Origin of the sequence: Pseudomonas sp. Leaf129 (assembly GCF_001423465.1) — a bacterium.
Classification (GTDB): domain Bacteria; phylum Pseudomonadota; class Gammaproteobacteria; order Pseudomonadales; family Pseudomonadaceae; genus Aquipseudomonas; species Aquipseudomonas coleopterorum.
In genome coordinates this window covers 679,874-702,133 of record NZ_LMOC01000001.1, presented here as the reverse complement: position 1 = coordinate 702,133, position 22,260 = coordinate 679,874, and the positions used below count along the sequence as shown (strand labels likewise).

The following is a 22,260-nucleotide window of genomic DNA, read 5'->3' as shown; positions in this document are numbered from 1 at the left end:
CGCATGCTGATTTCGCTTCAAGCTCTACGGGCCCTGGCCGCCTGGATCGTGGTCTGTCATCACTTCATGCAGATCTTTTTCGACTTCCATGCCTCAGGCCCCATCGGTCAGTTCTTCACTGACCGGGGTGCGGTGGGCGTCGACATCTTCTTCGTCATCAGTGGGCTGGTGATCTACCTCTCGACCCAGGACAAGCAGATGCCCGCAGGGCGCTTCCTGCTCAACCGCATCATTCGCATCGTCCCGGCCTATTGGCTGTACACGGCACTGATGGGGTTGATGCTGGTCAGTTTGGGGCAATGGCTGCCGCACGCCGCCATCGACCTGCCGCACTTCATTCTGTCGCTGCTGTTCATCCCCTCGGAAAACCCGGGCGGCTACGGCCTCTACCCGACGCTGAACGTGGGCTGGACGCTCAACTACGAGATGTTCTTCTACCTGTTGTTCTCCCTGGTGTTCACCGTGCCGCAGCGCTACCGGCCGTTGATCGTCGCAGCCGCTCTCGTGGCGGTCAGCGAAGTGCTCGGACGTTATGGGGTGGTCAGCCGCTTTTACCAGAACAACATCATCTACGAGTTCCTGCTCGGCATCGGTATCGGCATGCTCTATCGCCGCGGCTGGATCGCCCAGGGCCTGTGGCTGCCGCTGGCGGTGATCATCGTGTCGGCGTTGCTGATCTATCACCTGGATTCCAGCGACCGTCTGCTGCACTGGGGCCTGCCCAGCGCGTTGATCGTGCTGGCCTGCGTGGCCATGGAGCCGCATTTCCGTGGCAGCCGCATCCTCAAGGCGTTGGGCGACTGCTCCTACTCGGTGTACCTGGTGCATGTGCTGGTGCTCTACGGCGGCTGGCTGGCCAGCGTGCGCTGGCACCTGAACCCGTATTGGGTGTTTGCGTTCTGTGTGCCGACCATCGCCCTGGTGTCGTGGGCCAGCTACGTGTGGATCGAAAAGCGCCTGTATCGCCGGGTCAAGCATTGGACCGACGCACGTCTGGATTCGAATGCGATGGCGCGTATCAACTGATTCCCGACCAAAACAGTCAGGCTTTGTCAGCGTCGCCGGATTCGCGTAAACTCCTGGCAAGTCTGTGAGGAACCACTATGAGCGCTATAACGATTACCGACGCTGCGCACGATTACCTGGCCGATCTGCTGAGCAAGCAGAACACCCCCGGTATCGGCATACGCGTGTTCATCACCCAGCCAGGCACCCAGTACGCAGAGACGTGCATTGCCTACTGCAAGCCGGGTGAAGAGAAGCCGGAAGACACCGCCCTGGGCCTGAAGAGCTTCACCGCCTGGATCGACGCGGTCAGCGAAGCCTTTCTCGACGACGCCGTGGTCGACTACGCCACCGACCGCATGGGCGGGCAGCTGACCATCAAGGCACCCAACGCCAAGGTGCCGATGGTCAACGCCGACAGCCCCGTCAACGAGCGCATCAACTACTACCTGCAGACCGAGATCAATCCCGGTCTGGCCAGCCATGGCGGCCAGGTCAGCCTCATCGACGTGGTCGAGGACGGCATCGCCGTGCTGCAGTTCGGTGGTGGTTGCCAGGGTTGCGGGCAGGCTGACGTGACACTGAAAGACGGTATCGAGCGCACCTTGCTCGAACGCATCCCCGAGCTCAAGGGCGTACGCGATGTGACCGACCACACTCAGAAAGAAAACGCCTACTACTGATCGGCGTGGCGCCAGCACCGACTCGCTGCCTCTGTGCAGCGTCGGTGCCCGGCCTTATTGGCCGAAGCGCTGCGCATACCCCTGGGGACTGACCCCGAGCACTTTCTGAAAGCTGCGGCGCAGATTCTCTACATGCCCGTAGCCGCACAACCGCGCCACACTCTGCACCGACAACTGCCCACCCTGAATCATGGCCCTGGCCGCTTCCAGTCGGACCCGCTCGATGTGTCGCGCCGGGGTGATGTTCAATTCGGCGAAGAACACGCGATACAGCGTGCGTGGCGTCATGTTGGCCTTCTGCGCCAACGCTTCCAGGGACAGGTCGGCGCTGAGGTTGTGCGCGATCCATTCCAGCAGTTCGGTCAGCCTCGACGTCGGCCCGTTGATGCGTGCCAGGTGCGGGCTGAACTGCGTCTGCCCGCCCGAGCGCTTGAGGAACAGCACCAGGCGGCGCGCCACAGCCAGCGCCAGTGGTCGGCCCAGATCGGCTTCGATCAAGGCCAGTGCCAGGTCGATGCCGGCCGTGACGCCGGCCGAGGTGAAGATGTGGCTGTGGCCATCCTTGTCCGACGGATCATAGGTGTGCAGACGATCGCCCTGAACCTGTACGTTGGCGAAAGTCTGCAACGCCTCGACATCATCCCAGTGGGTGGTGGCGATCAAGCCGTCCAACAGCCCGGCGCTGGCAAGCATCAATGCGCCCGAACACACCGAGCCCAATCGCCGTACCTGAGGCGCCGCCGCGCGCAGCCAAGCAAGCAGGGCGGTGTTGGCGCATTGTTCGGCATCGCTGCTGCCGCCGGGCAGCAATACCGTATCCAAAGTGGAGCAGTCCACTGACTGCCAGCTGGCATCGGCGTGCAGTTTGAGCCCGGCCGAGGTCGCGACGGGTCCCGGGGTTTCGCCCAGCAGTTGCAGGTCATAGAAGGGCGCCAGCCCCTGGCGCGTCAGCTCGACGTTGGCCGAGGCGAACACCTGCATCGGGCCGGTCACATCCAGGCTCATCACGCCGGGGTAGACCAGGCAAGCGATCACTTTCATGGAAACGACCTCGCAGCGTGGTGATTCACGAACGGTACAGGTGAGCATGGCCAGCGCGGTACAGCGCGGAGTCCGCGAAGCTGTCCGTTTGCAGCACATGGCCCACGAGTATGAGCGCGCTGCGACGAAAGTCCTTGGTCGCGACCTTGCCCTGGATATCGGCCAGGGTACCCAGCACGAAATCCTGATCCGGCCAGCTGGCCTTGTGGATCACCGCGACCGGGCACCCAGCGCCATAGCTGGGCAACAGCTCTGCGACGATCCTGCCCAGATTCTTTACCCCTAGATGAATGGCCAGTGTAGCGCGATGGTGGGCCAGACTGGCCAGGCTTTCTCCCGGAGGCATCGGCGACTTGTCGCCATAGCGAGTCAGGATCACCGTTTGCGAAACGTCGGGCAGTGTCAGTTCCACCCCAAGCAACGCGGCACAGGCCGCAGTCGCGGTAACGCCCGGAATGATCTGATAGTCGATGCCATGCTCGCGCAGGCAACGGATCTGCTCGCCGATGGCGCCGTACAGCCCGGGATCGCCACTGTGCACTCGCGCCACATCCTCGCCACGGGCGTGGGCCTGGCGCATGATCTCGACGATCTGTTGCAGGTGCAGCTCGGCGCTGTTGTGCACCTGATGCGCAGTGTGTCCTTCGAGCACGGCTTCGGGCACCAGCGAACCGGCGAAGATAATGACGGGGCACTGGCGGATCAGACGCTGACCCTTGACGGTGATCAGCTCCGGATCACCCGGTCCGGCGCCGATGAAGTAAACGGTCATGGGTATTCCTGACGGGCGGAGGGGTGAATGATATTCAAGTTGGGCGCTGCGTGCAGCCGCAGTGACGTTCCGCGCAGGCGATGGCGAGGGTTGCCACCGCTGAATGCCGTCGGCTGACGCGCAACATCGAGGCGCACTGGGTGCGATCCTCGGCCATGGCCAGCGCGGCACTTTCCGCCACGCCCAGGCAGCCGGTGGCGGCGAACGAGCGCGCGGAATGATGGCTGAGGCGATCTTGATAAGGCGTCAGGGTCTCGGCGCCATAGGTCGCGAACGGCAAGCCGAGCCGTTCGGCCAGCGCCACCAGCCCCGGTTCGTGCGCCTTCATATCAATGCTGGCGATGCCGCGCACGTCAGCCCAGGGCAGGTCGTGTTCGAGCAGGGTTTGCTCCAGCAGATCGTGCAACGCTTGCGCGCTGCACCCCGCACGACAGCCGAACCCGACCCACAGCGCTTTCATCGGCTTCAGCTACCGGCTCGGCGGAACAACCAGGCGCTGATCAGCCCCAAGGCCAACCAGAACACGGCGTTGGTCACCAGCGAAGCGATGATGAACTGCTGCTCCAGAGCCTGCGGTGCCAGGCTCGAATGATGCTCGGGCTGGGGCGCGCCGATCAGGTGCGGTACCAACACGATGGCCAGTCCCAGGGCCTTGAGCAACGTGCCACGGCCAAACACCAGCAATGCCAGACCTGCCGCAGTGGAGGCCGCGGTACCGATCCACCAGGTCTGGCGCAGCACCAGGTCCGCAGCCTGGGTGCCGGGCAGCTCCGGCGGCAGCCCCAGGTTCGGCGCCAGACAGAACACGGCGAATCCGCCCAGTCCCCACAACAGACCCTGAGCAGTGCGCCCAGGGGCGCGCAGCGTATACAACGCCACCAGCATCAGAGCGAACCCCATGGCCACCACCAGATTGCCTCCGGCGGTCGACAGCACGCGCTGCCAGCCGTCTTCCGGCTCCCAGGCTTCGGCGTGTTCGTGGCCGGCAGCGGAAACCTCGTCATGCTCGTGCTGGGCCGCGGCGGTTTCATAGGTTTCGCCCTGGAGAATCAGCGGCGAGACCCACAGGCTCTGCAGCAAGGTCAGCAGCAGGGCGGCCAACAATCCGCTGAAACCAGCGGTACGGGCGATGTGCCTGATCATCTCGGCGCTCCTCAATGGCACGGAAAGGCGGCGCTGTGCCGAGTATCGTGAGCGGCGTTGTGCACCGCTTCGATGTGCGAGAAGCCGGCGAAGCCCACCAGGCAGCAGCCCAGCAGGAAGGTGCCGACCGCCAAGGCGATGCGCTGCGCCAGGGTGCCGGCGGACGGCAGGGCGTGTTCGGGGGTTAAGGCGGTGGTAGACATGGCGTTCCCTCATGTGGTGCCTGCGGCGGTGGTCCACGGTATGTGGCACCATCGCTCGGGCACGCGCACGAAGAAAGCCTGGCGCAGGCGCGCCATGCTCGCAACAGCGCCCGCCCACCGCAGGGTTGTCGATCAACGATTGTCTGGGCCGGTCTCCGGGCTTGCGAGGGGCGGCATGAAGCCCACCTTGAAAGCATCGCCTTCCCATACCCGTGGGCACAGTGGATCTGACACTTCTCTCGCTTACCGTTGCGGGGGCAGCACCGGACTTGTGCCAATCCCTCCTGGAGGCTGGCACGCACCGGTTTCCCGTTTCACCCTGTGAAGGGCACCCAAACGATGGCGCCTAGCAAATCATGTCGCCGCAGCATCGTCAATGCGCCGCGCGCTGTAGAATGCGCCCTCGGTCCGCGCTTTCTCCCTACGAAATGGAGTTCCCCATGCCCGAAGAAGGCAACATGCTACAAGCTGCGGTGGTGTTCCTGCTGGCTGCGGTGATCGCCGTGCCACTGGCCAAGCGCCTGCAACTGGGCGCGGTGCTCGGCTACCTGTTCGCTGGTGTGGTCATAGGCCCGCAGGTGCTGGGCTGGGTGGGCGATCCACAAAGCGTCAGCCACATCTCCGAACTCGGCGTGGTGCTGTTGCTGTTCATCATTGGCCTGGAGCTGTCGCCCAAACGCCTGTGGGTCATGCGCAAGGCGGTGTTCGGCGTCGGTCTGGCCCAGGTGCTGTTGACCGCGGTGGTCATTGGCGCTGTGGCATTGCTGGCCTTCGGGCAGCCGTTGAACAGCGCCGTGGTCCTGGGCCTGGGGCTGGCGCTGTCATCCACGGCGTTCGGGTTGCAGAGCCTGGCCGAACGCAAGGAACTGAACAGCCCCCATGGCCGCCTGGCGTTCGCCATTCTGCTGTTCCAGGACATTGCCGCGATCCCGCTGATCGCCATGGTGCCATTGCTGGCCGGCGGAGGCGGCGATGCCGGCGAGGGCAGTACCCTGGATCACAGCCTACGGGTACTGGGCAGCATCGCCGTGGTGGTGATCGGCGGACGCTATCTGTTGCGGCCGGTGTTTCGCATCGTCGCCCGCACCGGTCTGCAGGAGGTGTCCACCGCCACGGCCTTGCTGGTGGTGATCGGTACCGCCTGGCTGATGGAGCTGGCCGGTGTTTCCATGGCCCTGGGAGCGTTTCTCGCCGGCTTGCTGCTGGCCGACTCGGAATACCGGCACGAACTGGAATCGCAGATCGAGCCCTTCAAGGGGCTGCTGCTGGGCCTGTTCTTCATCAGCGTCGGCATGGGCGCCAATTTGGGGCTGCTGCTCGAAAGCCCGGCACTGGTGCTGGGCCTCACAGTCCTGCTGATCGGGATCAAGCTGCCGCTGCTGGTGCTGATCGGGCGTCTGGCCGGTGGTCTGGGTCGGCTCAGCGCGGTGCGCCTGGGCATCGTGTTGGCCGCCGGTGGCGAATTCGCCTTCGTGGTGTTCAAGATCGGCCGCGAGCAGGGTCTGTTCGATGCGCGCCTGTACGACACGCTGCTGCTGACCATCACCCTGTCCATGGCGCTCACGCCCTTGCTGTTGCTGCTGTGCGCACGGCTGCTGCAGACCAAGACGCCGCCAGTGGAAGTACCCGAGGAATACCGCGAGATCGACAGCGACGCGCCCCGCGTGGTGATTGCCGGCATGGGTCGGATGGGGCAGATCGTGGCGCGTATCCTGCGTGCACAGAAGATCAGTTTCGTGGCCCTGGACACCTCGGTGGAATCCATCGAGTTCTCGCGCAGCTTTGGCCACCTGCCGGTGTTCTACGGCGACCCGCTGCGCCCCGAGATCCTGCGCGCGGCCAAGGTGGAGCAGGCCGAGTATTTCGTCATCGCCACCGACGATCCGGAAATCAACATCAAGACCGCCGAACTGGTCCACCGCCTGTACCCGCACGTGAAGATCATCGCCCGCGCGCGTAACCGCCAGCATGTGCACCGGCTGGTCGACCACGGCGCGCAGGCGGTTCGCGAAACCTATTACTCAAGCCTGGAGATAACCCGGCGCACGTTGGTGGGGCTGGGTCTGAGCCAATCCCAGGCCGATGCGCGGATCAACCGCTTCAAACGTCACGATGAACAGGTGCTGCAGGCCCAGCACGCGATCTACGACGATGAGGCCAAGGTCATGCAGACCGCCCAGGAAGCGCGCGCCGAGCTTGCGCGGTTGTTCGAGTCCGATCGCCAGGACGAAAAAGCGGCGGCGAAGGATGTTCCACGCCGCTGACGCTGAGCGTTGAAAAGCCGCCGGTGAACCTCAGACCGGCGGCTGGCGAACCACGTCGCTCGGGCCTTCCTCGTTCGCCGGGTGCAGGGTGCGCGTCGACATCTCGGCACGCAGCTGCGGCAGGCATTCGGGGTAGCGGTTGTTGACGAAGGTGATCAAGCGCTCGCGTACATAGCAGCGCGCGTCCCAGTTGCGCGACGAATCCACCGAGCTCAACAGAATGCGCAACTGCATCGCCTTGTCGCTGGTGTCGGTGACCTGCAACACCTCGACGCGGCCGTCCCACAGGTGCGGGATTTCTTCGCACAGGCGCCGGGTTTCGGCGCGCAGCGCTTCCAGCGGCACCGAATAATCCACCCACAGAAACACCGAGCCTATGATGCTCGACGTGCTGCGAGTCCAGTTCTGGAAGGGCTTTTCGATGAAGTATTGCAGCGGCACCACCATGCGCCGTTCGTCCCAGATTTTCACCACCACATAGGTGCCGGTAATTTCCTCGATGCGCCCCCATTCGCCCTCGACAATGACCACGTCATCGATGCGAATCGGCTGGGAAATGGCGATCTGCAGGCCGGCGATCAGGTTACCCAGCACCGGCTTGGCGGCAAAGCCGGCGGCCAGTCCCGCGAGGCCAGCGGACGCCAAGAGGCTGGTGCCGATCTGCCGCACGGCCGGGAAGGTCATCAGGATCAAGGCAATGCCGAAGATCAGCACCAGCACGTTCAGACACTGCACCAGCACCCGCACCTGGGTCTGGATCCGCCGCGCCGCCAGGTTGTCCTCGATGTCCAGCGGATGCTTGATGGTCATGGTGGTGGCTACGGCCTTGACGCAACGCAGGCCCAGCCAGGTCAGGCAGGCGGTCACCAGCATGCCGTTGAGGTGGCGCACGGTGTTGATCATCAGCAGGTCGTCGGGCGCCGAGGTCCACACCGCCTGCAAGCTCATCAGCGGCATCAGCCACAATGTCGGCTGCTCGGCCCGCAGGATGAGCTGCCGGGCCAAGACGAATGACTTCGATACGCGGCGCAGGATGATCAGGCCGACCCAGCGGATCAGCAGAACGACACATACCGCCAGGATCGCGGCAATCAGCGTGCTCAGCCAGGGCAGCGGCACGCGGGCGAGCAAGGAGTCGGGAAGGGCGTATTCCATGGGTCGAAGGCTCGCGTGTGGCATGAACTGAAGTCGACCGGCAGATGCCGCTACGGTTCCCCGTCACCCGCAGCCGATCAGTCTGCCAAGCGGGTTTCACGCGATGGCGAGTGGCCGAAATAGCCGCTGTAGCACTTGCTGAAATGGCTGACGGAAACGAACCCGCAGGCGATCGCCACCTCCATGATCGACAGCTGTGAATGCTGCAGCAGCCGCCGTGCTTCGGTGACCCGCAGTTCCATGTAGTAGCGATGGGGGGAAGTGCCGAGCTGGTCCTGAAACAATCGGTCAATCTGGCGCCGCGAGCGACCGACGAACTCGGCCAGTTGGTCGAGCGACAGCGGTTCCTCCAGATTGCTCTCCATCAGGTCGATGATGTTGCGCAGCGGCTGGCTGAGCTTGCCATTAGCCTGCGCGCCGCTGCGGCGAAAGCGCAGCCCTTCGAAGGCAAGGATATGCTCGACGCCGTCGGCCAGCGTGTCGCCGCGCTGGGCACGGATCAGCGCCATCATCATGTTGAAGCCGCCATTGGGGCTGGCGGCGGTGAAGCGGTCACGTTCGATGACCTGGCTGGCGGGAGTGACGGTGATCTGCGGGCTGAGTTCGGCCAGCGAGGCGCGGTTCTCCGGGTGCACCGCGCAGCGATAGCCATCGAGCAGGCCCGCCTGACCCAGGAACCAGGCACCGTTCCACAGACCGCCCAGGGCGATGCCGCGTCGAGCACAGTCGCCAAGTACGCGATTGAGCAACACGGAGGCGCGCAGCGGGGTGCGAAACCCCCCACAGATGATCAGCATATCCAGCTCGTCATGCACGCCAGGCATCAACGGTGCATCCGGCTGCAGCAGGATACCCAGGTCACTGATGACCTGCCCGGGCGCCAGCCCGTAGGAACGAATGGCATAGGCGCCCGAGCTGATCAGGTTGGCCGTGACCAGGGTGTCGAGGCTGGCAGTGAAGGCTGCCAGGGAAAAATGCTCCAGCAACACGAACCCCACGCGCAGGCTGGCCTGGGTGCCGTCGCGCAGGCGCTCGTTGGCCGAAGCCAGGTAAAGCAGGTTCTTGCTTTGCCCGGCGCCGCTGAAGATCCGTTGGGTCATTGACACCTGCTCCCTGAATGGCCATCGATCGCTGCGGATATTACCGTAGTGCTGCGCCCGCGGGTCTGCGAGACTGATGGCCCTTTTGCCGTGGAGGAAACTGCAATGCCTTATCTGCGACACGCCCACTGCCTGCTGCTGTGCTGGCTGATCGGCGCACCGGCCTGGGCCGACGACAGCGTGATCGTCTGGCCGGCCGATTGGGACGTGCAGATCCTGCCTGATGCGTCCGACGCCCAGGGCCAGCCCAGCGGCAGCCGCCAGCGCGCGACCAAGACCGACGCCAATGGCGACCCCCTGATGATTGTGGAAATGACCCGTGGCGCCCTGGCCCAGGACCATGCCGTGAACCTGGAAGCGGTGTTGCTGGAAATGCGCAAGGCGATCCAGATCAATTTTTCTCGCTCCGGCTACCAGAGCGTGTGCACCAAGGTGAAATCGACGACGCTGGGCAACCTGCCCGCAGCGCAGACCACCTGCAAGGTCACCCGTAACGGCACCCTGGCCATCACGCAGACCCTGGTTGCGGCGGTGCAGCCCGGCATGGCCTACGGCTTCAGCTATGCCGGCTCGGCAGTGGGTTATCCGCAGCTGGAAGCCGAAGTGATGGGGATTCGTCAGGGTTTACGCTTTGCCAAGTCTGAGTAAGCAAACATGCTGGGGCCAGCCGCGCACATGGCACCATGTCTGGCATATCTCCAAAAGACATATAAAAAGCATTATTTATTCTTTTTAAATATTCGGCCGAAGGTGCAATCTCTACTTCACGCACTGCGGTGCGACCGAATGTCTAACGAGGATGACTGCATGACCATCAAAGCGATCAACGTACGCAACCAGTTCAAAGGCACCGTGAAGGAAATCATCGAAGGCCCGGTGGTCTCGGAAATCGACGTGCAGACGCCAGCCGGCATCGTGACGTCGGTCATCACCACCCGCTCGGTGCACGAGCTGGAATTGCAGATCGGCAGCGAAGTCATCGCCTTCGTGAAATCCACCGAAGTGTCCATCGCCAAACTGTAACAATTCACCCGCATACTGATCCGGTCCCCACGTTTGACCACGTGGTGTCTTGTCACGTTTGAAGCCGAAAGCATCTTGAGGGTCGTGCTCTTGCAGGGGAGCACGGCCCTTTTTTTTTATTCGCCGCAGGTTGTATGCGCCGCAGGTGACTCACCCCAGCGGCGTCGGCGCCAGAGTGCCGAGCAGGGCGACAGCCGCCACCGCGCCCAGTCCGCAGGCCCATTCAAGGGTGACCGTGCGCTTGAACGATTGCACGTCCACCGGACCACGAGCCAACTGCCGGCGGTGCCACACAGCCAGGCCGAGCATGGCCAGCACCAACGCCAGCTTGACCGCCAGGACCGTGGCGAACCCGGACGCACTTGGCACCGGCAGAAAGGAGCCGGTCAACGCCCGAGTGTTGATCAGCCCGGTCACCAGCAACCCCGCCACCAGCACACACCCCACGCCACTGAAGCGACCCAGCACCACGCGCAGATCCTGATCGCCGGGGCGTGCCAGTACGAACATCAACAGCATCAGGCCGCCCAGCCACGCGCCGACACACAGCAGGTGGATCAACTGGTTGATCACCAGCCAGATGCCCGCCGAGCCTTCGAACATCGCGGCATGACCGACCGGTGCCAGCGTGGCCAGGGCCAACGCGCTCAGGGGGCGGGCCACCACCTGAAGTTTTGGATGAGGGATTCGCAGGCACACCAGGACCGCCACACAGGCGAACAGGTGCAGGGTCCAGACCTTGCCGAAAAAGGTTTCACCCAGGACCCGGCGCACTAGCGCCATGTCCAGCGAACCGCCCATCTCGAAGGCCACGGCGAACAGCCAGGCGACACCGCTGATCAGCGCGAGCGCTGCCAACAGGCACACCAGGGGATCGATCAGGTTGCGCAGCCGACCTTTTTGGCCGGGCTGATCGAGCAGCAGCGGGCGGAACATGCAGGCGCCGAACACCAGCATCAGGCTGGTGAAATGCAGGAAGCGCAGAACGATCAACACACTCATGCTCAAGGACTCACGGTGAAGCGGTACTCGCCGGCGCTTTTGTGCGTATCCACCGACACCACCTGCCAGTGCACCGTGTACTGCCCGGCCGCCAATGGCGCGGTAGGCTTGACCACCAGGGTCTTGCGATCGTCGACGGCGCTGGCCAAGGGTTGCAAGGCGACCGGTTCACCGCCTGCGGCCGTCAGCGTGACCTTGCTGAAGCCCACTTCGATGGCTTCGGAAAAGCCCAGGCTCACTTGCGCCGGCGCAGCGACGGAAGCATCGGCGGCGGGCACCGGATGGGTCAGATGGGCATGGGCCATGGCCAGGGGGGAAACAAGCACGAGGAGGGCGGCGCTGAGCAACTTGCGGGCAGACATGGCGAGGGCCTTGAACAATGAAAAGGCCGCCAATAAAGCATGATCCGCACCGTTGGGCAACGCCGCCCGGTTTCGACGCGCTAAGGCATCGCGAGGCGCCAGTCGGGCTGAACTCCCCAGGCCGGCTCCAGCCTAAGCTGCATGACTCACTGACCAGGAGGCCTTCATGGCCAGCAAGAAAGTAGCCGACATCGTGATCCAGACCTTGCAGGAAGCAGGTGTGCGCAACTGCTACGGCATCGTCGGCGACACGCTGAATCACGTGACCGATGCGATTTCGCGCAGCGAAATCGAATGGGTGCACGTCCGCCATGAAGAAGCCGCCGCATTTGCCGCTGGCGCCGAGTCGTTCATCAGCGGTCGCCTGACGGCCTGCGCCGGATCGTGCGGACCAGGCGGTTTGCACTTCATCAACGGCATCTTCGAAGCCCAGCGCAACCATGCGCCCATGGTGCTGATCGCCAGCCAGATCGTGACCAGCGAACTGGGCATGGATTTTCCCCAGGAAGTGGACTTCAAGGCCATCTATGGCAGTTGCACGGTGTTCTGCGAGCAGGTGTACACCCCCGAGCAGGCACGCCGGGTGACCACGCTGGCTGCGCAGACCGCGCTCAATGAAGGTGGGGTGGCGGTGATCATCCTGCCGTCGGACATCAGCTCCGCGGAGGTGAAGAACGATCGTCCTTTCAGCGTCCATCAGCCGCGTCCGGTACTGCAACCCAGTCTGGATGAGCTGAACGAGATCGCCGACATGCTGGGCAAGGGCAAGAAGATTGCTATCTATGCCGGCTTTGGCTGCGAAGGCGCCCACGACGAATTGATCGAACTGGCCCAGCGCTTGAAAGCGCCCATCGCGCATACCTCGCGTGCCAAGGACTTCGTCGAGTACGACAATCCCTACAACATGGGCATGACGGGTGTGTTCGGGGTCGAGTCCGGCTACCACGCCATGATGGAGTGCGACACCTTGCTGTTGCTGGGTGCCGACTTCGCCTGGGGCCAGTTCTATCCGCAGAATGCCAAGATCATTCAGGTGGATCGCAAGGGCGCCCACCTGGGGCGTCGTCATCCCATCGATCTGGGCGTGGTGGGTGATGTCTTGCCCACCCTGAAGGCGCTGCTGCCCTTGCTGGCCGAACGCACCGAGCACAGCTTTCTGGAAGACTGCCTCAAGGTGCGTCAGAAGACCCTCAAGACCCTGGCCCACGATCAGCGTCATACCGACGGGCATCTGATCCATCCGCAGTACCTGACCCACCTGCTGGACAAGCATGCCAGCGAAGATGCGCTGTTCACCGCCGACGGCGGTTCGCCCATGGTCTGGGTGCTGCGCCATATCAACACCAATGGCCAGCGTCGCACGCTCACCAGCCTGCGGCACGGCACCATGGCCAATGCCATGCCACAGGCGTTGGGCCTGCAGAAGGCCTACCCGCAGCGCCAGGTCGTATCATTGTCTGGCGACGGAGGCCTGGCCATGCTGCTGGGCGACCTGCTCACGGCAGTGCAGGAGAAGTTGCCGATCAAGGTCGTGGTGTTCAACAACAGTTCACTGAACTTCGTGCAGATCGAGCAAAAGGTCGAAGGCTTGCTGGACAACTTCACCGACCTGCACAACCCCGATTTCGCCAAGTTGGCCGAGGTGATGGGCTTCTACGGCGAACAAGTGTCGGACGGGGCGAGCCTGGAGCAGGCCGTGCAGCGATTCCTGAGCCACCCCGGCCCGGCGCTGCTGGACGTCAAGGTCAACCCGGAAGAACTGGTGATGCCGCCCAAGATCGAGCTTTCGCAAGTCTCGAACATGGCCCTGTATTCAGCCAAGGCCATGCTCAGCGGGCGCGCCGATGACGTGGCGCACATGCTGGTGGACAACTTCATCAAGTAAGCGCGGTGGCAAGCAGTACAGACCAGGCCGTTGCGGGGAACGCAGCGGCCTTTTTGTTCTCAGGCTATTTGTTTTCCTTGCTCTCCTTATGGATCAGGTACATCACGTAGCCGAACGAGCCGAGCGTAGCGGTGATGATGGTCAACATGATCACACCGTCCATAACACACCTCCAGAACATGAAATTTCGTTCAGGTGACTATGGACGTTCCGAGCAAGGTAAAACAGATCCAGAAGGCGCTGAAAAAACCGGATCAGATGGCGGGCTTGGCGTTCAGCAATTTGGCGAAGTGACTGATCGCCAGTTTGTAGCCGTGGGTGCCGAAACCGGCAATGACGCCGACCGCCACTTTCGAGACGAAGGAGTGGTGACGGAACTCTTCACGGCGGTGGACGTTGGAGATATGCACTTCCAGCACCGGTACTTCGCAAGCGATCAACGCATCGTGAATGGCGATCGAGGTGTGGGTCCACGCACCTGGGTTGATGACGATGCCGGCCACGCGCTGGCGGGCCTGATGGATCCAGTCGATCATTTGCCCTTCATGGTTGGTCTGTCGACATTCGATGCTCAGACCCAATTCCTGGCCGCTCTGCACCGCCATGGCTTCTACATCGGCCAGGGTTTCGTGGCCGTACACGGCAGGCTCACGCAAGCCCAGCATGTTCAGGTTGGGGCCATTAAGTACGAGGATGATCTGGGACATGGGGCTTCCTGGTCGGATGTAAATGGGGCCATGGGGCAGGGCGGGTGCACCGTGGCATCGAGACCGGAAGAATACCCAAAAAAACGATAAAAGGGATGGATGTGAAAACGGGTGGCCTGAGCGGATGCGGTGATACGCATCTTGGCCCAGCCACCCGCTTCGATCACGGCAACGCAGAAGGCTCGAACACGATGCGCTCGAGCCGCCGTAGAATCAGTTACCGCTGCTGCCACCCGCGCCGCTGCCTGCGCCCTTGCCGGAGCTGGCGCCGTTGCCAGTGCCACTGCCTACAGCACCGCTACCGCTGCTGTTGCCGGTGCCATTGCTGAAGGTGCCCGAGCCATTCGGGGTGCCGGAGGTGGTGGTGCCGCTGCTGCTGTTGGCGTCGTTGGTACGACCACTGCCCATCTGGTTGCCCGTGCGGGTGTCAGTGCTGGTGGTTGGCGACGAAGGGCTGATTTCCTTGCCTGGAGGCACCGAACCGGCCAACGCATACATACTGGTGGCAGACAGCAGGCCGACGAGGGCAAAACGAGTAATCGTGCGAGTGACCATGGTATTTCTCCGTTATAGGAATCGGTACGCAGATTTGGGCAGCGAATGGCCATGATCGGTGCCGCAATTCCGACGAACGGTAGCACCCAAGATCCCCCCTGCTTACACCCGGTGCGGCCTGGCGCGGCTCGCGCCGCTGCTACAGGCGCACGCGGCCGCTGTAGCAGCGGCGCGAGCCGCGTCGGCGGTGTGTGCGGTGTGCCTGAATGAACGCGGTGAGGCCGGACGCGGCTTGCGCCGCTGCTACAGGGATTGCGGGGCCGTAATGAATGCATGCGATCCGGGGATCACCAGAATGGCGCGGGGGCTTGGAGGGCGTCGTTGATGACGGTGATGGCTCGGTCGACATCTTCCTGCGTGCTGTAGCGACCCAGACTCACCCGCAAGCTGCTCAGCGCCTGAGCCTGGCTCAAACCCAGTGCCAACAACACGTGCGACGCGGCGGCACTTGCCGAATTACAGGCCGAGGTCGAAGACACCGCGATACGTCCGGCCACCGCCTGCATGGAAAAGACCGGGCTGTCGATGCAGACGTTGAGCGTGTGGGGAATCCGATGCTCGGCGCAGCCGTTGAGCGATACGCCTGGCAGCGCCAGCAATCCTTCGCGCAATCGCTGGGACAGTGCCTGGATCTGCCGGTTATCGCTCTGCATCTGCGCGCTGGCCTGGGCAAATGCTGCGCCCATGCCGACGATCTGATGCGTCGGCAGCGTGCCTGAACGCAGGCCCTGTTCATGGCCACCCCCATGCATTTGCGCGCGCAGTACCGGTCGAGCTCGTGGCCCGACATAGAGGGCGCCGATCCCTTTGGGTCCATAAAGTTTGTGTGCAGACAAGGACAACAGATCTATGCCTGCCTGAGCGAGGTCGATCTCGACCTTGCCAGCCGCCTGGGCGGCATCCACATGCAGCAGCGCGCCGTGCGCCTGTACCATTCGTGCGATCTCGACAACGTCGGTCAGTGTGCCCAGCTCGTTATTGACCCACATCAGCGACACCAGACGCGTATTGGGTCGCAGTGCCGATGCCACGGCCTGTGGTTGAATCAGCCCGCGTTCGTCGGGGCTGAGCCAGGTGACCTCGCAGCCGGCCGCCTGTTGCTCGCGCACGGTGTCGATGACCGCCTTGTGTTCCAGCACGCTGGTGACAATGTGATCGCCCGCACGGGTACAGCCCTTGATCGCCAGGTTGTTGGACTCGGTAGCGCCCGAAGTCCAGACGATGTCCTCGCCCGGAGCATTGATCAGTTCGCCCACTTGCCGCCGCGCCAGTTCAACCGCCTGGCGCGCTTGTTGGCCGTAGGCGTGGGCGCTGGAGGCGGGGTTGCCATAGACGGCATCGCGCCCCATACAGGCCAGCATGGCGCTGATGACATGATCGTCGATGGGCGTGGTGGCGGCGTAATCCAGGTATACGGGGAGGGTAGGCATAGCGTCTCGACCAGTGCTGATTTCGTACGGCTTATGCTAGCGATGGATGCGGTGAAAAAATTTGATATCTGTACGGATCACCCGGCCATATACGCAAAATAATTGCCCAGATTGACGGCTTAGAAGAAATACTTTCCGGCATACTGATCGTCACCCATAAAGACCCACTCAGGCTCGCATTTTCATGGACAAGTTCGACATGGCCATCCTCGATATCCTGCAAGCAGACTGCACCCGTCCGCTGGCTGACATCGCCGAGCAGATCGGCCTGGGCGCCACCGCCTGCTGGCGTCGCATCCAGAAGCTCGAACAGCAGGGGGTCATCACCCAGCGGGTTGCGCTGCTCGATCCACGCGAGTTGAATGTTGCCGTAACGGTATTTGCCGAGCTACGTACGCAACGGCACAACGCGCAATGGCTGGAGGATTTTCACAGGGTCATCGAGGCACTGCCCGAAGTGGTGGAGTGCTATCGAATGGCGGGGGATACGGACTACATGCTGCGTATTGTGGTACCGGACATCGCCGGCTATGACGCGGTGTACAAACGGTTGATTCAGGTGGAGGGCATTTCCGACATCAGCTCGACCTTCGCGATGGAGCGCATCAAGTCGACCACGGTCTTGCCGCTGCAATACGCCAAGCGCCCGTAGGTGCGGTCATCTGCCGCGAACCACGTACCCAAGCAAACGGCCCCAGCCTGGAGTTACCCAAGCCGGGGCCAAAAACTCACTTCTTGACCGAAGACTTGTCGATCATTTCGACGATGGTGCCGTTGGGAATGTTCACGCGCACGTACTTGTCCTTGATCTCGACCCACTGCTCGTTCTCGTCGGGCTGCTTCAAGCCATGCTTGGCGGGATCGATCGCCAGTTCCTTGCGCTTGTAGGAGTCGGGCACTTTGTCGCCCTCTTTGATTTCATGATCACCGTTGCCTGGACGGTCCAAGGTGACGCTTTCTTCCTTGGCGCCGGTTTCGGCTGCGAAGGCAGGTACGCTCAAGGCGCAAAGGGCAGCGAGGGCGAGGCGAGGCAGCAGCTTGGAAGTGGTCATAATGATTATCCTGGATGTTCGAATAGGGCGACGCGGTACGCGCAAGCGTCAGCGGCGACAGACTATTGACCGGCGCTGATGACTTTGTTTCCGTCCATCTTTCAACAACCTGCCAAGAATTCATTCCTCATCCTTGCTGTTCAACAGTTGCGTGGCGGTGCTGTTGAGCAACGATCCGGCCTGGAAGTAACCCATGACCGTCGCCACGCTGCGGTGCTCGGTCATCGCCATCACCTCACCCAGCGGCACACCCTGCCGGCCCGCTTCGGTCACGAAACCCGAGCGCAGGCTGTGGGCAGCCCAGTCCCCCTCCAGACCTGCAAGCTGAGCCCGACGCTTGACGATACGCGCCACTTGGTCGCCGCCCAGGCCTTGGCTCGCCACCTTATCGCCGCGGTACAGACGACGAAATAGCGGGCCCGTGGTCGCCGGCGCGGCAGCCAGCCACTCCGCCAACGCATGAGCCGCTGGCCCACGCAGGGGCTTCTCTCGTCGCATGCCGCCGGTGTCGGTCTTGGTGGCGCCGAGGCTGTAGACCCAAGTGTCGGCATCCAGACGCCGCACATCACCCACCTGTAGGCCGATCACTTCGGAACGGCGCCGACCACCGCCACTCCAGGCCAACAGCAGCAGGGCGCGATCGCGGGTGCCGCGCAGGCCGTCGGTGCAGATTGCCAGCATGGCCTGCAGCGGCTCCAAGGCCATGGCCGTTTTTTTGCGCACGGTTACGCCTTGGCGTGCTTGGGCTTTCTGCGCGTTGCGCAACAGGGTCTTGAGCGCTGGCGACTCGGTCGGACTGTCCCAGCCCTTCACCCGATGCCACTTGCCCAGCACCGCCAGACGATGCTGCACGGTGCTGTAGGCCAAGGCACCCAGCCGTGACTTGGCACCGGCCTCGACCAGAGCGGTGTCGATGGCTTCGGGCAGCAGGTAATTCCACGTGCCGTCCTCCAGCGGCCGGGCCAGATGGTCCAGGACGAATTGAACCGCCACCGCCGCGGGCATTGCAGCATCCCCAAGCACCTGGTCGTAACGCAGCTTCAGCCACGCGGACCAGTACGCCAGGGCACTGCGATAGCTGCGTACCGTATTCGCGGCGGTGCCCGCAGCAACAAAAGCCTGGGCCGCACGAGCGGTGCTTTCCGCCAGTGAATACAGGTCCAGAGGCTTTGCATCGATTACTAAAATGTCATATGTATTATTCATTACGTTCAACGTATTATATTATTAGTTTAGAATTTCTAAGGTCGGATAATCTTTTATTATCATATCTAATCCAACGGAGAGCAGGCCATGGCAGTAGGCGTACCGGAAAATGACGTATTTGCCGCGGCAGATGCCGTGCTGGCCCGAGGGGAGCGGCCAACCGTCGAACGCGTGCGCCTGGAGCTGGGGCGCGGCAGCCCGGCCAGGGTCGGCGCCTTGCTGGATCAGTGGTGGGAGCGCTTGGCCGAGCGGCTGCGCGGGGAAACCAGGTTGCCGGAGTTGCCGGCTGAAGTGGCCCAGGCGTTCGTGGCGATCTGGCAGCAGGCAACCACGTTGGCCCAAGGCGTGGTCGAACATTCGTTGGCGGCCCAGCGTGAGCAGCTGACTGCCGAGTACGAGCGGGTCGCGGAGGTCGAGGAACAAGCCCGCCGCGACGCTGCCCAGGCTCGCCGCCAGGTGGCCGAGGCGGAAACGGCCCGCGGCAACGCCGAGACCCGCTTGGCCGATCTGGAAAAACTCCTGGCCCAGCGTCAGGAACAGATCGATGACTTGCAGCAGCAGCGCGTCGAGCTACAGGGGGCGCGCAACGAGTTGCAGGCCGATCTGGCGGCCCTTCAACAAGCGCTACGTGAGCAACAGCAGCAAGCCGAGCACAATCGCCTGGCTCAGGAGGCCTACGTGCGGAGCGTCGAAGAGCGCTCGCACCGAGAGGTCGATCGCGCCCGCGAAGACCTCAGGGCACGCAGCGTCGAGGCCCGTGAGCAACACAAGCAACTCGAAGCGTTGCAGAAGCGTCTGGAGCACGCGCAAATCGCGCTTGGCGAAGCGCAGTTACAGGCGGCGGCCCGTGAAGCACGCTCGGCATTGGCGGTGGAGCAGGGGGAGCACGCGCGACAGCAGCTCGAAGCCCAGCTTCAGGCCGCGCAGGCGGCGCAAGCGTCAGCATTGCAAACCGCCGCCGCCCAGCAGGCACGCGCCGAGACTCTGGACGCCCAGTTGGCCCTGGTGCGCCTGCCGCCGCGCAAGACGCGGAGTCGGAAGACGGAATGAGGGGGGCTTCCAGCAAGCGCGTAACGGCCACGGTGCTCAGAGAATGCGAGATCGAAAACGCTCGCACTGGCTAAACCGCTCAAATGACCTGAGCGCTGAAAACATTGTCGCGAAAGCACAGGCGGATCACTATCGGCCAGTGCCTTCAAGGTCACAACGATCTCACAACACCCAGATCCCATAACAACAAGCAGGGTCATGTGATGCGCGATTATTTCACTACCGCTCAGGGGTTCGATTACCCGCAAACTGCCGCGCAGGATCTGCACGGCACACTCGATCAGCTCAATGCCTGTGTCGAATGCTGCGACCGCCACCTCGGCGAACAGGCCGTGGCCCTGTATTGCGAGTCGCAGCAAGGCGTTGCCACGCAGTACACCTTCGAGCAGCTGCAGGTCCATGCATCGCAGTTCGGCAATTTCCTGCGCAGTCAGGGCGTCAAACCGGGCGATCGCGTCGCCGGGCTGATGCCACGCACGGTCGAACTGCTGATCGCGATACTGGGTACCTGGCGCATCGGCGCGGTCTATCAGCCGCTGTTCACCGCGTTCGGTCCCAAGGCCATCGAGCAACGTCTGCATTGTTCGGGGGCCAATTGGGTGGTGACCGATCAGCACAACCGCCCCAAGCTCGACGAACTCGATCACCGTCCCCACGTGATGACCGTGGGCTGCACCATTGCGGGCACCGGCGAACACGACTTCTGGACGGCACTGCAAGGGCAGAGCCGCGAATGCGAGCCCGTGATGCTCGATGGCAATGCGCCTTTCATGCTGATGTGCACGTCCGGCACCACCGGGCCGGCAAAACCGCTGGAAGTGCCGCTGCGCGCATTGCTGGCGTTCAAAGGCTATCTGCGCGATGCCGTCCAACTGCGCCGCGACGATCGGTTCTGGAACCTGGCCGATCCGGGTTGGGCCTATGGGCTCTACTATGCCGTGGCCGGCCCGCTGGCCCTGGGTCATGCCACCTTGTTCTACGACGGCGGCTTTACGGTCGACAGCACCTGCCGAGTGATCGACAAGTACGCGGTCACCAACCTCGCCGGATCGCCAACGGCCTATCGCATGCTGATCGCTGCTGGTGATCGCTTCGCGGCCGGGGTGCGCGGGCGACTCCGCATTGCCAGCAGCGCCGGGGAGCCTCTCAATCCGCAGGTGATCCGCTGGTTCGCCGAACAGCTGGGCGTCGTGGTCCACGATCACTATGGCCAGACCGAGTTGGGCATGGTGCTGTGCAACCACCACGGCCTCGATCATCCCGTGCACGAAGGCTCGGCCGGTTTTGCCGTGCCTGGCCATCGCATCGTGGTGCTCGACGCCGACCTGCATGAACTGGAGGCCGGTCAACCCGGGGTGCTGGCGGTAGACCGCGAGCGGTCGCCGTTGTGCTGGTTCGGCGGCTACCTGGGGATGCCGACCAAGGCGTTCAAAGGCCAGTATTACCTGAGCGGCGACACCGTCGAGCTTAATGCCGACGGCAGCATCAGTTTCGTGGGGCGCAACGACGATGTCATCACCACCTCAGGCTACCGGGTTGGACCCTTCGATGTGGAAAGCGCCTTGATCGAGCATCCGGCGGTGGTCGAGGCCGCCGTGGTGGGCAAGCCCGACCCGGAACGCACCGAAGTCATCAAGGCCTTCGTGGTGCTGCAGGCGGGTTTTCAGGCCGGCCCCGAGCTGGCCGAAACCCTTCGCCTGCACGTGCGTCAGCGGCTCGCCGCCCATGCCTACCCGCGCGAGATCGAATTCGTCGAACAGCTACCCAAAACCCCCAGCGGAAAATTGCAGCGCTTCATCCTGCGCAATCAGGAAATTGCCAAGCAGCAGGCGTCCAGCGCCTGACGAGGAGACCGTTTCATGCACATCCAAGACAAGGTTTTCATGGTCAGTGGCGCTGCGTCCGGGCTCGGAGCCGCTACCGCGCGGATGCTGGCCCGTGCAGGCGCACGCCTGATGTTGGTGGACCTCAACGCCGAGGCGCTCAAGGCGCAGGCCAGTGAACTGGAAGCCGGCTACGCAGTAGCCGACATCACTCAGGCCGATGCCGCCCAGGCCGCCGTAGACATGGCCATGAGCAGCTTTGGCGAACTGCACGGGCTGGTGAATTGCGCCGGCGTGGTGGCCGGCGAGAAGATCCTCGGCAAGCAGGGCGCCCACGGGCTGGACAGTTTCAGCCGCATCATCAATATCAATCTGATTGGCACTTTCAACCTGCTGCGCCTGGCCGCCGAGGCCATTGCCAAGAGCACCGCGAACGCCGAAGGCGAACGCGGCGTGATCATCAACACCGCCTCGGTGGCCGCCTTCGACGGTCAGGTCGGCCAGGCCGCTTATGCCGCATCCAAGGGCGCGGTGGCGAGCTTGACCTTGCCGGCAGCAAGGGAACTGGCGCGCTACGGCATTCGGGTGATGACCATTGCGCCGGGCATCTTCGAAACCCCGATGATGGCCGGGATGAGCGATGAGGTGCGCACTGCGCTGAGCGCCGACGTGCCCTTTCCGCCGCGCCTGGGCAAGCCGGAGGAATATGCCGCTCTGGTGCGCCATATCATCGAAAACAGCATGCTCAATGGCGAAGTGATCCGTCTCGACGGCGCCCTGCGCATGGCGGCCAGGTAAT

General features: G+C 63.1%; 24 protein-coding genes and 1 riboswitch. Of the genes, 10 read left to right on the top strand and 14 right to left on the bottom strand.

The features are described from left to right. Window positions 1–3 precede the first annotated feature (3 nt). On the top strand, window positions 4–1,026 hold the full coding sequence (locus ASF66_RS03105; protein ID WP_056842682.1) for an acyltransferase family protein: 1,023 nt from the start codon (window positions 4–6) through the stop codon (window positions 1,024–1,026). Window positions 1,027–1,103: 77 nt separating this feature from the next. Beyond that, a complete protein-coding gene (gene nfuA / locus ASF66_RS03100) occupies window positions 1,104–1,688 on the top strand; it encodes a Fe-S biogenesis protein NfuA (protein WP_049859622.1) in 585 nt (194 codons plus the stop codon). A 54-nt stretch (window positions 1,689–1,742) separates the two neighbouring features. Here the strand turns inward: nfuA and ASF66_RS03095 are convergent, their stop codons facing one another. From ASF66_RS03095 to ASF66_RS03075, 5 genes are read right to left on the bottom strand one after another with little or no spacing between them, the layout of a single operon-like run. Continuing rightward, window positions 1,743–2,729: a GlxA family transcriptional regulator gene (locus ASF66_RS03095; protein WP_082484405.1), complete on the bottom strand. Its 987-nt coding sequence runs from the start codon at window positions 2,727–2,729 to the stop codon at window positions 1,743–1,745. A 25-nt stretch (window positions 2,730–2,754) separates the two neighbouring features. After that, window positions 2,755–3,501: a precorrin-4 C(11)-methyltransferase gene (gene cobM, locus ASF66_RS03090; RefSeq protein ID WP_056842680.1), complete on the bottom strand. Its 747-nt coding sequence runs from the start codon at window positions 3,499–3,501 to the stop codon at window positions 2,755–2,757. Window positions 3,502–3,535: 34 nt separating this feature from the next. Further along, a complete protein-coding gene (locus ASF66_RS03085; RefSeq protein ID WP_056842679.1) occupies window positions 3,536–3,961 on the bottom strand; it encodes a cobalamin biosynthesis protein in 426 nt (141 codons plus the stop codon). A gap of 5 nt (window positions 3,962–3,966) precedes the next feature. Further along, window positions 3,967–4,644, bottom strand: a complete 678-nt coding sequence (locus ASF66_RS03080) for a CbtA family protein (RefSeq protein ID WP_056842678.1) — start codon at window positions 4,642–4,644, stop codon at window positions 3,967–3,969. Between the two features lie 11 nt (window positions 4,645–4,655). Beyond that, the gene (locus ASF66_RS03075; RefSeq protein WP_056842677.1) at window positions 4,656–4,847 is read right to left on the bottom strand and encodes a CbtB domain-containing protein; all 192 of its coding nucleotides are present in this window, start codon (window positions 4,845–4,847) and stop codon (window positions 4,656–4,658) included. A gap of 129 nt (window positions 4,848–4,976) precedes the next feature. After that, window positions 4,977–5,198: riboswitch (cobalamin riboswitch) on the bottom strand. Window positions 5,199–5,287: 89 nt separating this feature from the next. Here ASF66_RS03075 and ASF66_RS03070 point away from each other — a divergent pair. Continuing rightward, the gene (locus tag ASF66_RS03070) at window positions 5,288–7,111 is read left to right on the top strand and encodes a monovalent cation:proton antiporter-2 (CPA2) family protein (RefSeq protein ID WP_056842676.1); all 1,824 of its coding nucleotides are present in this window, start codon (window positions 5,288–5,290) and stop codon (window positions 7,109–7,111) included. 30 nt (window positions 7,112–7,141) lie between these two features. Here ASF66_RS03070 and ASF66_RS03065 read toward each other — a convergent pair whose 3' ends face one another. Beyond that, window positions 7,142–8,266: a mechanosensitive ion channel family protein gene (locus ASF66_RS03065; protein ID WP_056842675.1), complete on the bottom strand. Its 1,125-nt coding sequence runs from the start codon at window positions 8,264–8,266 to the stop codon at window positions 7,142–7,144. Between the two features lie 77 nt (window positions 8,267–8,343). Further along, window positions 8,344–9,366 (bottom strand): GlxA family transcriptional regulator, encoded by a 1,023-nt coding sequence (locus tag ASF66_RS03060; protein ID WP_056842674.1) that lies wholly within the window; start codon window positions 9,364–9,366, stop codon window positions 8,344–8,346. A gap of 105 nt (window positions 9,367–9,471) precedes the next feature. Between ASF66_RS03060 and ASF66_RS03055 the strand changes: the two genes are divergently transcribed. Together ASF66_RS03055 and ASF66_RS03050 are read left to right on the top strand one after the other, a co-directional pair. Beyond that, window positions 9,472–10,014 carry a DUF4946 domain-containing protein gene (locus tag ASF66_RS03055; RefSeq protein ID WP_049859631.1) on the top strand — a complete coding sequence of 181 codons (543 nt, stop codon included), beginning with the start codon at window positions 9,472–9,474 and terminating at the stop codon, window positions 10,012–10,014. A 159-nt stretch (window positions 10,015–10,173) separates the two neighbouring features. Next, window positions 10,174–10,389 carry a TOBE domain-containing protein gene (locus ASF66_RS03050; protein ID WP_043189662.1) on the top strand — a complete coding sequence of 72 codons (216 nt, stop codon included), beginning with the start codon at window positions 10,174–10,176 and terminating at the stop codon, window positions 10,387–10,389. 150 nt (window positions 10,390–10,539) lie between these two features. Here ASF66_RS03050 and copD read toward each other — a convergent pair whose 3' ends face one another. Next, on the bottom strand, window positions 10,540–11,391 hold the full coding sequence (gene copD / locus ASF66_RS03045; RefSeq protein WP_056842673.1) for a copper homeostasis membrane protein CopD: 852 nt from the start codon (window positions 11,389–11,391) through the stop codon (window positions 10,540–10,542). Between the two features lie 2 nt (window positions 11,392–11,393). Continuing rightward, a complete protein-coding gene (gene copC, locus ASF66_RS03040) occupies window positions 11,394–11,753 on the bottom strand; it encodes a copper homeostasis periplasmic binding protein CopC (RefSeq protein ID WP_056843409.1) in 360 nt (119 codons plus the stop codon). A gap of 166 nt (window positions 11,754–11,919) precedes the next feature. On the opposite strand from copC, the gene ASF66_RS03035 reads away from it, so the two are divergent. Then, on the top strand, window positions 11,920–13,638 hold the full coding sequence (locus ASF66_RS03035; protein ID WP_056842672.1) for a thiamine pyrophosphate-dependent enzyme: 1,719 nt from the start codon (window positions 11,920–11,922) through the stop codon (window positions 13,636–13,638). A gap of 254 nt (window positions 13,639–13,892) precedes the next feature. Here the strand turns inward: ASF66_RS03035 and aroQ are convergent, their stop codons facing one another. From aroQ to ASF66_RS03020, 3 genes are all read right to left on the bottom strand, one after another. Beyond that, entirely contained in the window at window positions 13,893–14,345 is a 453-nt protein-coding gene (aroQ, locus tag ASF66_RS03030; protein ID WP_056842671.1) for a type II 3-dehydroquinate dehydratase, read from the bottom strand. Window positions 14,346–14,558: 213 nt separating this feature from the next. Beyond that, window positions 14,559–14,900 carry a hypothetical protein gene (locus ASF66_RS03025; RefSeq protein WP_049859635.1) on the bottom strand — a complete coding sequence of 114 codons (342 nt, stop codon included), beginning with the start codon at window positions 14,898–14,900 and terminating at the stop codon, window positions 14,559–14,561. Between the two features lie 287 nt (window positions 14,901–15,187). Continuing rightward, window positions 15,188–16,330 carry a cysteine desulfurase family protein gene (locus ASF66_RS03020; protein ID WP_056842670.1) on the bottom strand — a complete coding sequence of 381 codons (1,143 nt, stop codon included), beginning with the start codon at window positions 16,328–16,330 and terminating at the stop codon, window positions 15,188–15,190. 184 nt (window positions 16,331–16,514) lie between these two features. Here ASF66_RS03020 and ASF66_RS03015 point away from each other — a divergent pair, with 184 nt between their 5' ends. Then, a complete protein-coding gene (locus ASF66_RS03015; RefSeq protein ID WP_056842669.1) occupies window positions 16,515–16,982 on the top strand; it encodes an Lrp/AsnC family transcriptional regulator in 468 nt (155 codons plus the stop codon). Window positions 16,983–17,058: 76 nt separating this feature from the next. Here ASF66_RS03015 and ASF66_RS03010 read toward each other — a convergent pair whose 3' ends face one another. Together ASF66_RS03010 and ASF66_RS03005 are read right to left on the bottom strand one after the other, a co-directional pair. Next, window positions 17,059–17,382: an RcnB family protein gene (locus ASF66_RS03010; protein WP_056842668.1), complete on the bottom strand. Its 324-nt coding sequence runs from the start codon at window positions 17,380–17,382 to the stop codon at window positions 17,059–17,061. Between the two features lie 120 nt (window positions 17,383–17,502). After that, window positions 17,503–18,597, bottom strand: a complete 1,095-nt coding sequence (locus ASF66_RS03005; RefSeq protein ID WP_177331282.1) for a site-specific integrase — start codon at window positions 18,595–18,597, stop codon at window positions 17,503–17,505. Window positions 18,598–18,675: 78 nt separating this feature from the next. Here ASF66_RS03005 and ASF66_RS03000 point away from each other — a divergent pair, with 78 nt between their 5' ends. The 3 genes from ASF66_RS03000 to ASF66_RS02990 all read left to right on the top strand — a co-directional run bounded on the left by ASF66_RS03000 (window position 18,676) and on the right by ASF66_RS02990 (window position 22,259). After that, on the top strand, window positions 18,676–19,638 hold the full coding sequence (locus ASF66_RS03000; RefSeq protein WP_056842666.1) for a DNA-binding protein: 963 nt from the start codon (window positions 18,676–18,678) through the stop codon (window positions 19,636–19,638). A gap of 203 nt (window positions 19,639–19,841) precedes the next feature. After that, window positions 19,842–21,482 (top strand): AMP-binding protein, encoded by a 1,641-nt coding sequence (locus tag ASF66_RS02995; protein WP_056842665.1) that lies wholly within the window; start codon window positions 19,842–19,844, stop codon window positions 21,480–21,482. A 15-nt stretch (window positions 21,483–21,497) separates the two neighbouring features. Continuing rightward, on the top strand, window positions 21,498–22,259 hold the full coding sequence (locus ASF66_RS02990) for an SDR family NAD(P)-dependent oxidoreductase (RefSeq protein ID WP_056842664.1): 762 nt from the start codon (window positions 21,498–21,500) through the stop codon (window positions 22,257–22,259). Window position 22,260: the final 1 nt, after the last annotated feature.